At 59.3% G+C, this 12,532-nt stretch carries 7 protein-coding genes and 2 pseudogenes; 2 read left to right on the top strand and 7 right to left on the bottom strand.

The genetic code is table 11. From position 1 onward, the window contains the following. The 7 genes and pseudogenes from ACIOWE_RS28550 to yaaA all read right to left on the bottom strand — a co-directional run. Positions 1–841, bottom strand: a pseudogene (locus ACIOWE_RS28550) (right-handed parallel beta-helix repeat-containing protein); the annotation flags it as partial. Positions 842–867: 26 nt separating this feature from the next. Beyond that, positions 868–2,355 (bottom strand): alginate export family protein, encoded by a 1,488-nt coding sequence (locus tag ACIOWE_RS28545; RefSeq protein WP_401398236.1) that lies wholly within the window; start codon positions 2,353–2,355, stop codon positions 868–870. Beyond that, positions 2,352–3,860 carry an alginate biosynthesis TPR repeat lipoprotein AlgK gene (gene algK / locus ACIOWE_RS28540; RefSeq protein ID WP_401398234.1) on the bottom strand — a complete coding sequence of 503 codons (1,509 nt, stop codon included), beginning with the start codon at positions 3,858–3,860 and terminating at the stop codon, positions 2,352–2,354. The genes ACIOWE_RS28545 and algK overlap by 4 nt, the downstream gene beginning before the upstream one ends. Positions 3,861–3,869: 9 nt before the next feature. After that, a complete protein-coding gene (locus ACIOWE_RS28535; protein ID WP_401398232.1) occupies positions 3,870–5,039 on the bottom strand; it encodes a PilZ domain-containing protein in 1,170 nt (389 codons plus the stop codon). Between the two features lie 35 nt (positions 5,040–5,074). Then, complete coding sequence (gene alg8, locus ACIOWE_RS28530; RefSeq protein ID WP_401398230.1) at positions 5,075–6,556, bottom strand: mannuronan synthase; 1,482 nt, start codon at positions 6,554–6,556, stop codon at positions 5,075–5,077. A 178-nt stretch (positions 6,557–6,734) separates the two neighbouring features. Continuing rightward, complete coding sequence (locus ACIOWE_RS28525) at positions 6,735–8,051, bottom strand: UDP-glucose/GDP-mannose dehydrogenase family protein (protein ID WP_339449968.1); 1,317 nt, start codon at positions 8,049–8,051, stop codon at positions 6,735–6,737. A gap of 809 nt (positions 8,052–8,860) precedes the next feature. Further along, positions 8,861–9,640 (bottom strand): peroxide stress protein YaaA, encoded by a 780-nt coding sequence (yaaA, locus tag ACIOWE_RS28520; RefSeq protein WP_053117306.1) that lies wholly within the window; start codon positions 9,638–9,640, stop codon positions 8,861–8,863. 266 nt (positions 9,641–9,906) lie between these two features. Between yaaA and ACIOWE_RS28515 the strand changes: the two genes are divergently transcribed. After that, a complete protein-coding gene (locus ACIOWE_RS28515) occupies positions 9,907–11,031 on the top strand; it encodes a polysaccharide deacetylase family protein (protein WP_401398228.1) in 1,125 nt (374 codons plus the stop codon). A gap of 337 nt (positions 11,032–11,368) precedes the next feature. After that, a pseudogene (locus ACIOWE_RS28510) lies at positions 11,369–12,472 on the top strand (PhoH family protein); the annotation flags it as partial. Positions 12,473–12,532 lie beyond the last annotated feature (60 nt).

Below are 12,532 nucleotides of genomic sequence, written 5' to 3'. Positions count from 1 at the left end.
TTTCAGATATCTCGTAGCAGAAGATACAGCCAGTCGGTTCGGGACGCTTGAGGACCTTGGCCATGTTCGGCGTGTACTGGGAAATACTCACGCCGTACGACTTACTGTTGGCGTAACCGAAACTGGCCATCTTGCTGTTGACGATGTAGGTCTCGGTGCCGCCCCAGGCCAGCAGGAACGGACGGAATTCCTTCGGCGAACGGAAGGTCGCCGGGCCGTTTTCCTTCTCGCGCCAACCGGTGATTTTAGTGTCACGCACAAACAGCTGGCCGTCGTTGACCAGGAACGAACCGGCCTCTTGCGACAGGCGCAACTCCTGGGTCTGGCCGTCGATTTCGAGGATGCCTTTACGGCCGACGACGATCGGCAGCTTCGACAGGTACACGCCCGGCGACGTCTCGCTGAAGTACTGCTTGGGCAGTTTCTTCGCCAGATCCTTGAGGTTCATATAGCCGTCGTCGACGAAGATTGCCTGCGGAATGCCGTGCTGACGCACAACCCATTCGGCCATCTTGTTGTCGCCGCCGATGAAGTCCTTCAGCGCGTCTTCCTGCATCATCCGGCGCACGCTGATCTTGCCCGGTTTGCTGCGGACGATCTTCGCGGCGGCGGCTTCGGCGGTGAAGCCGGAAAGGTCAGGCAGTTTCGGCTTGGCCAGTTCCAGCGCCTCGGTCGGCGCGCTGCTGACGGTGTAGGTCTTGGCCTGTTGCAGCTCTTTGGCCACGGTCGCCGGCTTGCCCGGTTGCGGCGCGGCCGGTTCCACGCTGGCGAAGGCGCCGGCGCTGGCCAGCAGCATCGCGCCGGCCAGCAGGCTGAGTGAGCCTATCCTGGTGCTGATCATGTCGGGCACTCCCTTGGCGGTTTGCATCAGAAGCGCCAGATCACGTCGATGAACGCGCGGTGCATGTACGAATCAACCTGCTTGCCATAGGCATCGCCCGGTTTGAACACACCGCCACGGAAGCGTACGAGGGCCGAAGGCTCGTCGATCGACTGGCTCAACGCCGCCGGCAACAGGCCCTGCTTGAAGTACTTGGTGACGACCAGGTCCATCTCCTGACCAAGATCCTTGTTGCCGTCTTCAAGCGGCAGCGAAGTGCTGGAAAGGATCGCGCCGGTCGCATCGTCGGTGTTGTTTTCCACCGCATTGATGCCGTTGCTGCCGACCGGCTTGTTGCCGTCGACGCGCCAGAATTTGTGGTAGATCAGGCTGGCGTCGTACTCGTCGTTGACCATCCACGAACCGAACAGCGTCGCGGTCTGCATGTTGTTCATTTCGCCACGGAAGGCTTCGCCGAAACGGTGAACACGCGAGCGAGTACCGGTGTAGTTGGAGCGGTTGCTCTCCAGACCGTTCTGTTCGTAATCGGCGCTGGCGCGGGCATACGCACCGCCGACTTGCCATTGCGGGTCAAGGCGCAGGCGCACACCGATGTCGGTGGCCCAACCGTTGACGTCTTCGCTGCGTTTGGCCTGGGTTGGAGCGCTGCCGTCGGCGTTCAGCGGGTTGACTGTATCGCGGTCGCCGCTCATGCCGGTGATGCTGCCCCAGTAGTTGACGGTGTTGGTGTTGCGCCAGTTGTAGGCGTCGCTGTCGGCGGTGAGGCCGAGCCAGCTGATGTCGCCGTTCTGGGTTTTATCCAGCGAGTCACGCGGGACACCCGGTTCGGCGTAATCGAGTTTGCCGTCATCGTGGGTGTGGTGACCGCGAATGCCGACCCATTGCCCCGGCGTCCACTGGTAAGCGGCATCGGCGTAGGCGTGCAGGCGATCCTTGTCTTTCGGCGCCAGCTCTTTGAGGTCGGTGCGGTATTCGCTGAAGCGTTCGGCAACACCGGCGTTGGCGCGCAACAGGGTGGTGTCGAAGGTCCAGTTCAGCGCTTCGATGTTGGTGTCGCGCCACTGGCCATCGTCATTGCGCAGACGCTGGCGACCGAACTTGAGCATTTCGCCCGGATACGGGGTGAGGCCGCTGTAACCGACCCAGAACTCGCGCATCGCCAGGTAGTTTTTCTTGGTCTTGCGATCACCGTTGTCGGTGGTCTGCGTACCGTCGCTGTCGGACTGTTGCAGGGTGTCGGTCTCGATGATGTCAGTCGAGGTCACGGCCTGGCCCATGGCGTAGGCGCTCCACGCGCCGCTTTCGCCGTAGATCCATGGACGCAGGTCGAGGCCGACACCGTTGACGTCGCCGCCCTTGGCGGTGCCGAGGTCACGGTCGTCTTCAGACTGGCCGGTGACTTTGACTTCGAGGCCGAAGTTCTTGGTTTCAGTCATCGCGGCCAGTGTCGGGCAAGACCAGATCAGCGCGAAAGAAAGGCCAATGCCGGCCTTCACAAAGGGATTCAACTTCATAATTTTTCCTCGCCGTCTTCTTCTTGCAGGGCGTGCAGTTGCAGCGTGTTCTGGTTCAGGGCGCCACGGCTGGCTTGCTCCTGTTGCAGCAGACGCTGGGCTTCGGCCAGACGCTCGGGCGGCAATTGCGCGGCGAGGGTGGTCGCCAGCTCATCGGCTTGCGGGGTGTTTTGTGCCTTGGCCAATTGGCTGAACACGTAGGCGTTGAGCGGGTCGGGCTGGGTGCCCTTGCCTTGGGAGAACAGTTGGGCGATGGCGAAATCGGCGCTGTTCTGGCCGTTGCGCGCAGCGGTCAGCAGATGGTCGAGGGCCTTCTGCGGATACACCTTGCCGAGGTAGCCACGGCGATAGATCTGGCCGAGGTAGTAGTCGGCGGCGACTTCGCGGCCGACGGCTTTCTGGAAATGCTCTTCGGCGACTTTCGCGTCGGCCGGCACCAGTTTGCCTTCGTAGTAAAGCTTGCCCAGCAACAGCTCGGCGCGCGGTTGATCGGCGGCGCGGCCGTTGTCGAGGTACTTCATCATCTGGTCGACATCGCCCAGTTCGGGGTAGTCGTAAAGCAATTGCGCGAGGGTCACCCACGACGCCGGGTAGCCCGGAGCGATCGGCTCGAGCAGCGACTGCGCGGTTTTCTCGTCGGTCTTGCCCAGGGTCGAATCGGCCAGTACGCGGGCCACGGAATCGACGCGCTGCGCGGAGACGGTGCCACGGGCGTGACCGGCCTGCAGCTGCTTGATCAGCTCAGCCTGTTGCTCAGGCTGGGCGCGTTTCTGGTAAACAGTGGCCAGTTCGACGTAGCAGATGTCGGTGGTGTTGAGCGCGGCTTTGCAGATCTTTTCCACGTCATCCAGGTGCTGGTCGTAGGTGCCTTGGGTGCGATACAGCAGCACCTGCGCCAGGCCCGCTTCCGGGTAGCCGGATTTGCGCCACTGATCGATCTGCTGCTGGGCGTTGATGTTCGGGAAGCTGTGCGGGTATTGCAGGTAGAGCATCGCCAGCGGGATCAACGTGTTGCCTTCGCTATTGGCGGCGGCTTTCTTCAGCAGGCCTTCGGCTTCGTGGTGCTCGGCTTCAGTGGAACCCGGTTTGGCCACCAGCAGGCGACCAAGGCGCGCCTGGGCACGCGGCGAAACACTGGCGGCAGCGCGGTAGGTCGCTTCGGCCTGTTTCATTTGCTCGGGGTCGCGGCTGTCGACCTGGATATCGGCGAGGCCGACTTGCGCCTCGCTGTAACCCAGATCGGCCAGTTGCTGATAGTTCTGCGCAGCGGTGGCGGTGTCGCCACGCTTGAGCGCTTCGTTGGCCAGACGCTGATCGGGCAGGCCGGCGCAACCGGCCAGACTGACTGCCAATGCCAAGGCACACACCGTACCCATGTAGGAGTGAGCCTGCTCGCGATGCAAGCAACTCGGTGCATCAGGCATACCGCGGCGATCCAATCGCTGGCAAGCCAGCTCCCACAGGGATCGCGGTGCTTTCAGGATGGGTGGAGTAGTCACAGGCATGTCCTCGACTTAAAGACCGGCAGCCATGGCTTTGTCGATCAGCCAGTTCAGGTTCGGGCCACGGTCGCTGTTCACTTCCACCGGGCGGCCGGCGAAGCTGCTGTCGAGCGGCTCGTCAGGCTGGATCTGTACGCGGATGTCAGAGGACAGGTCGGCGCTTTTCAGGCTGGTGCTGCTGACAATCTTGCCGGTGCGGGTCTTGTCTTCGCCGGCGATCTGGAAGCTCACCGGTGTACCCGGACGCACGTCGCCGAACTGGCGATAGGAGAAACGCGCATCAACGGTGGCCTGGGTGTTGCGCGGCACCAGTTGGAAGATCACGTCGCCCTTGCTCGCGTACTGACCGTCAGCCACCAGTTGTTGGGCCACGGTGCAATCGCACGGCGAGGTCAGGGTGCCGGTCATTTGCTTGCCGAACAGTTCTTCGACCTTGGCCGGTTGCAACTGGTCTTCGTCCAGATGACCCTTGAGCACGTCAAGCATGCTGGTGCTGAAGGTCGCCAGCGGTGCGCCTTTGGCCGCAACGCCGTCGGACTTGATCAGGCTCTGCACGGTGCCGTCACGCGGCATGGTGATGTTCATCCCCGGCACGCTGACCAGACCGGCCTGCGCATGGCTGACGAAGTACATGCCGTACACCGATTTGAAAATGAAACCCGCAGCCACCAGACCGACCGCGAAGATACCGGCGCTGAACGTCACCGCTTTCAGACGCCCGAACGGGGTCATGCCGGAGCCGCCGTCCTTGACCTTGCGTGCCTTGGTGAAGTTGTCGCGCTGCAGGGTCGCCAGCACTTCGCCGATGCTGACGATGTCGCCAGCCAGGTGCGAAGTGATCAAGTGGCGCAGGGTGGAAATATCCTGCTGCTCCAGATTCTGGAACTGGCAGCCAACGCGGCCGGTCTGGCGGTCGTAGGAACGCACTTGCAGTTCAACGTCCATGGCCAGGCCGAGGTTGTCGATGACGAATTGCAGTCGCGCCTTGTACACCTCGCCGAGGGTCAGCGGCAGTTGCCCGGCGTTGAACGCCAGACCACCGGCAGACAGGTCGATGACCCGCGCTTCGACCGGTGTCCGGTCGGGACCGAAGAAGCGCAGTTTGGCCGGGATTTTCACGCGGGCGTGTTGGCGCTGGGCTTCGGATTCATGCACTACGTTGGCGTTGACGGCGGTATTCATAGGGGCGATTTCCTTGTTAATTCAATAGGGGCGGGTCAGACCATCATCAGCAGCACGGCGACGAAAATGCTGCCGGCGGAGATGGTCATGGTCCGGGACGACCAGGTGTTGAACCAACGTTGAAAGCTGGCGAGATCACGGGTCAGGGATGTGGGTTGGCGAGTCCAGGATTGTTGGTCGAGGCGGAAGAACACGTAGATCTTCACCATCGCGCCGACGATCTGGTTGTAATAGAGAATCGCTGGATAAGCCGGGCCGATGCGGTGACCGGAACACGACAACAGCAAGGTCAGGATCAGGCGAGTGATGCCGATCCACAGCAGGTAGGCGAGGATGAACGCGCCGCCGTATTTGAAGCTGGCAATGAGCGCCACGGTCAGGCCCAGCAAGGAGGTCCACATCGATACGCGCTGATCGAACAGCACCACCGACGTAAACGCGCCGAGGCGTTTCACACCCAGGCCCAGCGCGCGGGAGTTCTGCCGCAGGTTGTTGCCGTACCAGCGGAACATAAGTTTACGGCTGGCCTTGATGAAGCTCTTTTCCGGCGGGTGTTCAACGGTGTTGATCGCCGCGTCAGGCACGTAGAAGGTGTCGTAGCCGAGGCGCATCAGGCTGAACCAGCTCGACTTGTCGTCGCCGGTCAAGAACTTGAAACGGCCCAGACGCCAGTGTTGCAGCGAGTCGCTTTCAACGTCGGCGATGAATTCCGGGTTGGTCACCACGGTGGCGCGGAACACCGACATGCGGCCGGTCATGGTCAATACGCGCTTGGACAGGGCCATCGAGCACATGTTGATGTGGCGCTGGGCGAAACGCAGCTTGTGCCACTCGCTCATGATGTAGCCGCCGCGCACTTCGCAGAACTCGTTGGTGGTCAGGCCGCCGACGTTGCCGAACAACTGGAACCACGGCACGGTCTTGCGCACGGTGCCTTCGCCAAGCACGGTGTCGCCATCGATCACGGCAACCACGGCGCGGTCGTCCGGCAGGTGACGGGAGATCGCGCGGAAACCATAAGCCAGGCCATCACGTTTGCCGGTGCCGGGAATGCGTACGAAGTCGAGCTTGACCCGCTCTGGCGGATTCATCCGTGCCCAGAGGCTTTTGACCAGCTGCTCATCGGACATTTCGACGATCGAGCAGACCACGGTGGTCGGCAGTTCGCAGTCGATGGCTTCGCGGATCACCGAGCTGTAGACCTGCGCAGTCGTCAGCGCGTCAATACGGAAACTGGTGACCATCAGAAACACATGCGACGGGTCCGCCGCCTTACCCAGCTTGCGCACTTTGCGGCGCAGGTGCGGGTAAACGATGTAGAGAAAAATCATGCCGCGCACAAAGTGCGTTGCACCCATCGAGTAGCGCCAGATACCCACGGCGCCAATCAGGAAAATGAAGTCCTTCGACTCGGAGTCGAACGTGGACGTGGGCAGCATCAAGGCCAGGCCCATCAACAAACTTAGGTAAAACAGCCAACCGGCGGCCTGAAGTAGGCCGTGTTTTAGCCTGTGCATAATCTGCATCCGTCTCTATCTCGGGCCGGGCCCGATGGGGTTAAGGCAGGCTTACAAAAACTTGCAAGTACATGTAGGAGCTGCCGAAGGCTGCGATCTTTTGATCTTTCGCTTGGGATTTTGGTGCTCCCGAAAAGATCGCAGCCTCGTTTCACTCGACAGCTCCTACAGGGCTGCCTTACCAGCAAATGCCTTCGGTGCGAGTACCGGCGTCGGTGGCTTTGGCCATGAAGCCGACCAGGTCGATGACCTGTTTGCCATGCGGTGCTTGCTGGGCCAGCGAGCGGAATTTCTCGTCGCGGTTGCCGAGGATGATCACGTCGGAGTTGTCGATCACCGAATCGAAGTCCGCATTGAGCAGGGACGATACGTGGGGGATCTTCGACTCGATGTAGTCCTTGTTCGCACCGTGAACACGGGCGTACTCGACGTTGCTGTCGTAGATGCTCAGGTCGTAACCCTTGCCGATCAGCATCTCGGCCAGTTCCACCAGCGGGCTTTCGCGCAGGTCGTCGGTGCCGGCCTTGAAGCTCAGACCGAGCAGGGCGACTTTGCGTTTGTCGTGGCTTTCAACGATGTCGAAAGCGTTTTGCACTTGCGATTCGTTGCTGCGCATCAGCGAGTTGAGCAGCGGTGCTTCGACGTCCAGCGAACCGGCGCGGTAGGTCAGGGCGCGAACGTCTTTTGGCAGGCAGGAGCCGCCGAAAGCAAAACCCGGGCGCATGTAGTACTGGGACAGGTTGAGGGTCTTGTCCTGGCAGACCACTTCCATCACTTCACGGCCATCGACGCCGACCGCTTTGGCGATGTTGCCGATCTCGTTGGCGAAGGTCACTTTGGTCGCGTGCCAGACGTTGCAGGTGTACTTGATCATCTCGGCAACGGCGATGTCCTTGCGGATGATCGGTGCGTCGAGTTCTTCGTACAGCGATTGCAGAACGTCGCCCGAAGCCTTGTCGAACTCGCCGATGACGGTCATCGGTGGCAGGTCGTAGTCGGCGATGGCGGTGGATTCACGCAGGAACTCAGGGTTGACCGCAACGCCGAAGTCGACGCCGGCCTTTTTGCCCGAGCAGTCTTCGAGAATCGGGATCACCACGTTGGCAACGGTGCCCGGCAATACGGTGCTGCGCACGACGATGGTGTGGCGGGTGGTTTTCTCACGCAGAACAAAACCGATCTCGCGGCACACGGCCTCGATGTAGTTCAGTTCCAGGTCGCCGTTCTTCTTGCTCGGCGTACCGACGCAGATCATCGACAGGTCGGTGTCGCGAATCGCCTCGGCGAAGTTGGTCGTGCCACGCAGACGACCGGTCTGGATACCCTGTTGCAGAAGTTCGCCCAGGCCCGGTTCAACAATGGGGGATTTGCCAGCGTTGATCATGTCGATCTTGTCTTTGGCAACATCGACGCCAACCACGTCATGGCCCCGTGCAGACAGGCAACCGGCACATACTGCGCCAACGTAACCCAAACCAAATATGCTGATGCGCATCGCAATTCCCTCGGAATATATCAGGCCTTAGAAGGCCGGAGTTAATGGTGTTCAGCGTTCATTAGTGCACTCGAAAGTGCGGCTTACAGGCGCCACAATGCCGTGTGCAGGCATACAAAGTTCCGAGTGTCTAAATAAGTGCACTCAAGATGTGCGCAACCAGGCCTTATAGTTATGACGTGCCCTGTTATGCAGCGGTTCTTCTGTCGGGAAGACTCTTGTGCATTTGTCTTGCGCGCTTGATGTCAGGCGAAAGGCCCGTAGATCAAGCGGTTTGGTGCTCAGGCGAGCACGTTTATAGGGGCGCGGCCATGGCCTTGTAGGGGATATTAATGGTGCCTATCTCCTGTCCTTCGAGTTGTTTTCAGACTAGTTAGTCATCTAGGCAAGTTGCTGTGACAACTTGGTTACATGGCTATCTGCTCTGCGTAAGTTATCTCGTACAAACTCGGCGAGAATCGTTACCGGTGGTATGAGCTATGCATTTGGACATAGTTCCTGTCCGCTCATCGCGAAATCTGAAATTTCTTGAAATATTGTCGAAGATGGCACTGGTCTCAATTTGATAGCACTTTACGTTTCGCCCTTTATATATAGGCGATTAATCGCGTTAGATAGTTTTGTGCCACTACCGCGAAAAAATTTAGGTGCCACTACTGAAAAAAATGATCAGTGTCGAGTGAAACTAAAATTAGAAAGGACAGGGATTATTTTTTGGCGCCATAAAAATGGCGAAATAAGGCGAGGGATTTTTGACATCGTGCGAGCTGCACGACTCTTTATAGAAAGAGTCGTGCATTGGGCATGCTTTATTCGGGGGCGTGGTCGCGCAGAAACACCAGATTGTCAGGTTTCGATTGCTCGGCGCTGTAGCGATAACCCTGCACATCGAACTGCTTGAGCTGGGCCGGATCGTTGATTTTTTCCTGGATCACGAAGCGGCTCATCAGGCCACGGGCCTTTTTCGCATAGAAGCTGATGATCTTGTACTGGCCGTTCTTCTGATCCTTGAACTCGGTGTTGATGATCCGTGCGTTCAGGGCTGTGCGTTTGACCGCCGAAAAGTATTCGTTGGACGCCAGGTTCAGCAGTACGTCGTCACCCTGATCGGCCAGCGCTTCGTTCAGCCATTCGCTGATGCGCGTGCCCCAGAAGGCATACAAGTCCTTGCCACGGGCATTGGCCAGTTTGGTGCCCATCTCCAGACGATACGGTTGCATCAGGTCCAGCGGGCGCAGCAGGCCATAGAGGCCGGAGAGCATGCGCAGGTGTTTTTGCGCGTAATCGAAGTTCGCTTCGCTGAAGGACTGCGCGTCGAGACCGGTGTAGACGTCACCCTTGAACGCGAGCAGCGCCTGCTTGGCGTTTTCTGGCGTAAACGCGGGCGTCCAGCTGCCGAAACGTGCGGCGTTGAGCCCGCCGATCTTGTCGGAGACGTGCATCAGCTCGCTGATTTGCGCCGGCGTCAGGTCGCGCAATTGCTGGATCAGTTCCTGCGAATGGTCGAGATATTGCGGCTGGGTGAAGCGCTGGGTCGCCGGCGGCGTTTCGTAATCGAGGGTCTTGGCGGGGGAAATCACCATCAGCATGAAGTCGTCTCCTTTAATCGTGGGGGCGATTCTAGGGGGTTGGCCGTGTTGACTCCAGCTATCAAGTCCATAGGTGATCGACGGCTTCACTCAACCCCCTGTGGGAGCGAGCCTGCTCGCGAAATCGGATTCAGATTCACCATAAATATCGACTGATACACCGCATTCGCGAGCAGGCTCGCTCCCACAGGGGATATGTGTTGCTGCGGGGAATTGGGCAGGATCAGCTATAGTGCCGCGCGGGTTTTGTTATGGAGACATCCCTTTTGCGCATTGTTCTTTTATTCACCGCATGGCTGTTGAGCTTCGGTGCCGTCGCGGCCCCCGGCGATGTGGCGACGCTGGATCGCAGCACCTGGCCAGAGCAACTGACCAGCCCGACACTGTTTGACGTCGCTTCCCGGGCGGAAATCCTCATGTTCGCCCGGGGCCTGCTCGGCACCGAATCGCTGGACGACGCCGCGCTGGCCCAGCGTCTGGGGCTGCGCACGGTCAATATCGACGCGATCAACAGCCTGCGCCAGCGCCTCTGGCAGCGCCTGCTGGCCAACTACAACTTCGCCCAGCAGAGCTGCGATCAGGATGCGTCGTTCTGCTTCCTCGTCGAAGACCTGCCGACCCTGCGCGAGCAGGCCGCCAAGTTTGTGGTCAGCGACGACAGCTATTACACCAAGTGGGCTGAGCCGAGCCGGATCTTCCATTTGCAGTACCTCGACGAACTGCTGCGCAAGGCCGCGCTGTTCCCGCAGACCAGCAGCGAAATCGATCGTTTCGGCGACTATGAGCGCAATGGCGACGAGATGCATGACCGACTGTTTGTGCTGACATTCGACAGCGCTGCCAACGCACAACCGGACAACACCGACTGGCTGACCGAGTACCTGCGCAAGTCGAACATGAGCGGCACCTTCTTCATGCTCGGCAAGGATATCCAGGCACGGCTGGCTGATCGCTCGGTGAGCAGCCTGCAAGCAGCGTTTTCGCAACAGTGCGTGGGTGTGCAAGGTTGGGAGTTCCGCTCCCACAGCCACTGGCAGGATTGGCAGGATTCAGTGCGCCGCAGTGCCGACCTGGTGAAGAACAAACTGCCGGAGAACTACGTGCCGCTGTTTCGTCCGCCGGATGGCCAGCGCCGCAGCGATGCGCAAGGTTTCTTCAACACCCAGGGTCTGCAAGTGGCGTTGTGGGACATCGATGCCCAGGATGGCGCCGGCAAGCTCAAGGGGCCACAGAGCGCGCAACGGGTGCTGACCCTGATGCTGCTGTGGCGTCATGGGGTGATCAATTTCAACATGAAACAGGACGCCGTGAAGACGGCGATGCCGTGGCTGATCACGCAGACCGCGCAAAGCGGGATCGGTTGGGAAGACTGTCAGGACGCGTTTCGCTGAGAAACGCAGAAAGCCCGGAAACATTGGGCTTGGGGCAATTTTTACAGGGAATTCGATGCAGGCGGACTTCCGACTCTAACGGGGGCAGGGCGGTCCGCCAAGGGCTTTTCGTCACTTTGCAAAATAAACTTAAAAAAACCGTCAAAGTGCTTTTTTATGTCATGGGTTTTGGAGTATTACGAAGACAGACCGCCGAAACCTGCAACACAGGTGGCGTCTCCCAAGACCCATTTGTTTGCAGTCACTTGAATCTCCGCAGGTGAGATTTCGGCAGTCACTTCGAGGCGCAGCACCGCCCAGGTATTGCGTCTACTGGCTCTGACAAAGGTGACCGAGTATGGATGATCACGGACGTAGCCCTTCTTCCAACCAGCCAATCCTTTATGTACTCGATACCAACGTATTGATTCACGATCCAAACGCCCTGCTGAATTTCGAAGAACACCACGTCGCGATCCCGATGACCGTGCTTGAGGAGCTGGACAAGCTCAAGAGTGGGCATCACAGCGTGGCCGCCGAATGCCGCCAAGCCATCCGGCTGATCGACAAGACCCTGGGCGATGCTTCCCCGGAAGACGTCGAACTGGGTGTGCCGATTCAGCGCGGCAAGGGTGGCCCGAAGGGTTTGCTGTCAATTCTGATGAGCAAGCAGGCTGAGTCGAACCTGATTCTGCCCGAGCATCTGAACGACAACAAAATCATCAACCAACTGATCGACCTGCACACCCGCGACCCGAAAAAACCGGTGGTGCTGGTCACCAAAGACATCAACATGCGCCTCAAGGCGCGCGCCTGCGGCATCGATGCCGAGGACTACAGCACCGACCAACTGGTCGACGACGTGTCCCTGTTGCCCAACGGCTATCACAACATGACCGGCTCTTTCTGGGACCGTGTGAGCAAGGTCGAAACCCGTCAGGACCACGGCCGCACCTGGCACCAGGTGCAATTGATCGACAACCTGCCAGCGGTGCACATCAACGAATTCATCATTGATGAACAGGGCTTCGTTGGCTGGATCAAGGAGATTGAAGAAGACCGCTTGCTGATCCTCGACCTGCATCAGGAACCGCTGTTGCATCAGGAGGCGTGGGGGCTCAAGCCGCGCGACATCTATCAGAGCCTGGCGCTGTATGCGTTGCTCGATCCGGACATTCATCTGGTCAACCTGTCCGGTGCCGCCGGCTCCGGTAAAACCATTCTGGCGCTGGCCGCTGCGATTGAGCAGACCATGGTCAGCAAGCGTTATCGCCGCATTATTGCCACCCGCAGTGTGCAGGGCCTCGACCAGGAGATCGGCTTCCTGCCCGGCACCGAAGCGGAAAAAATGGAGCCTTGGCTGGGCGCCATCACCGACAACCTCGAAGCCTTGCACATGGATGACGAAATCTCCCATGGCAGAGTCGACTACATCCTCAGCAATGTGCCGTTGCATTTCAATTAGCTCAAGTACATTCGCTTTCGATGTTTCCAGCAGAGCATGATCCTGATCGTCGAATTG

Source organism: Pseudomonas sp. NPDC087598 (assembly GCF_044743525.1).
GTDB lineage: Bacteria > Pseudomonadota > Gammaproteobacteria > Pseudomonadales > Pseudomonadaceae > Aquipseudomonas.
This window is presented reverse-complemented; position numbering and strand designations above follow the sequence as displayed.

Excerpts from the sequence above, each read along its gene's own strand:
- ACIOWE_RS28545 (WP_401398236.1), bottom strand. The coding sequence starts at position 2,355 with ATGAAGTTGAATCCCTTTGTGAAGGCCGGCATTGGCCTTTCTTTCGCG.
- algK (WP_401398234.1), bottom strand. The coding sequence starts at position 3,860 with ATGCCTGTGACTACTCCACCCATCCTGAAAGCACCGCGATCCCTGTGG.
- ACIOWE_RS28535 (WP_401398232.1), bottom strand. The coding sequence starts at position 5,039 with ATGAATACCGCCGTCAACGCCAACGTAGTGCATGAATCCGAAGCCCAG.
- alg8 (WP_401398230.1), bottom strand. The coding sequence starts at position 6,556 with ATGCACAGGCTAAAACACGGCCTACTTCAGGCCGCCGGTTGGCTGTTT.
- ACIOWE_RS28525 (WP_339449968.1), bottom strand. The coding sequence starts at position 8,051 with ATGCGCATCAGCATATTTGGTTTGGGTTACGTTGGCGCAGTATGTGCC.
- yaaA (WP_053117306.1), bottom strand. The coding sequence starts at position 9,640 with ATGCTGATGGTGATTTCCCCCGCCAAGACCCTCGATTACGAAACGCCG.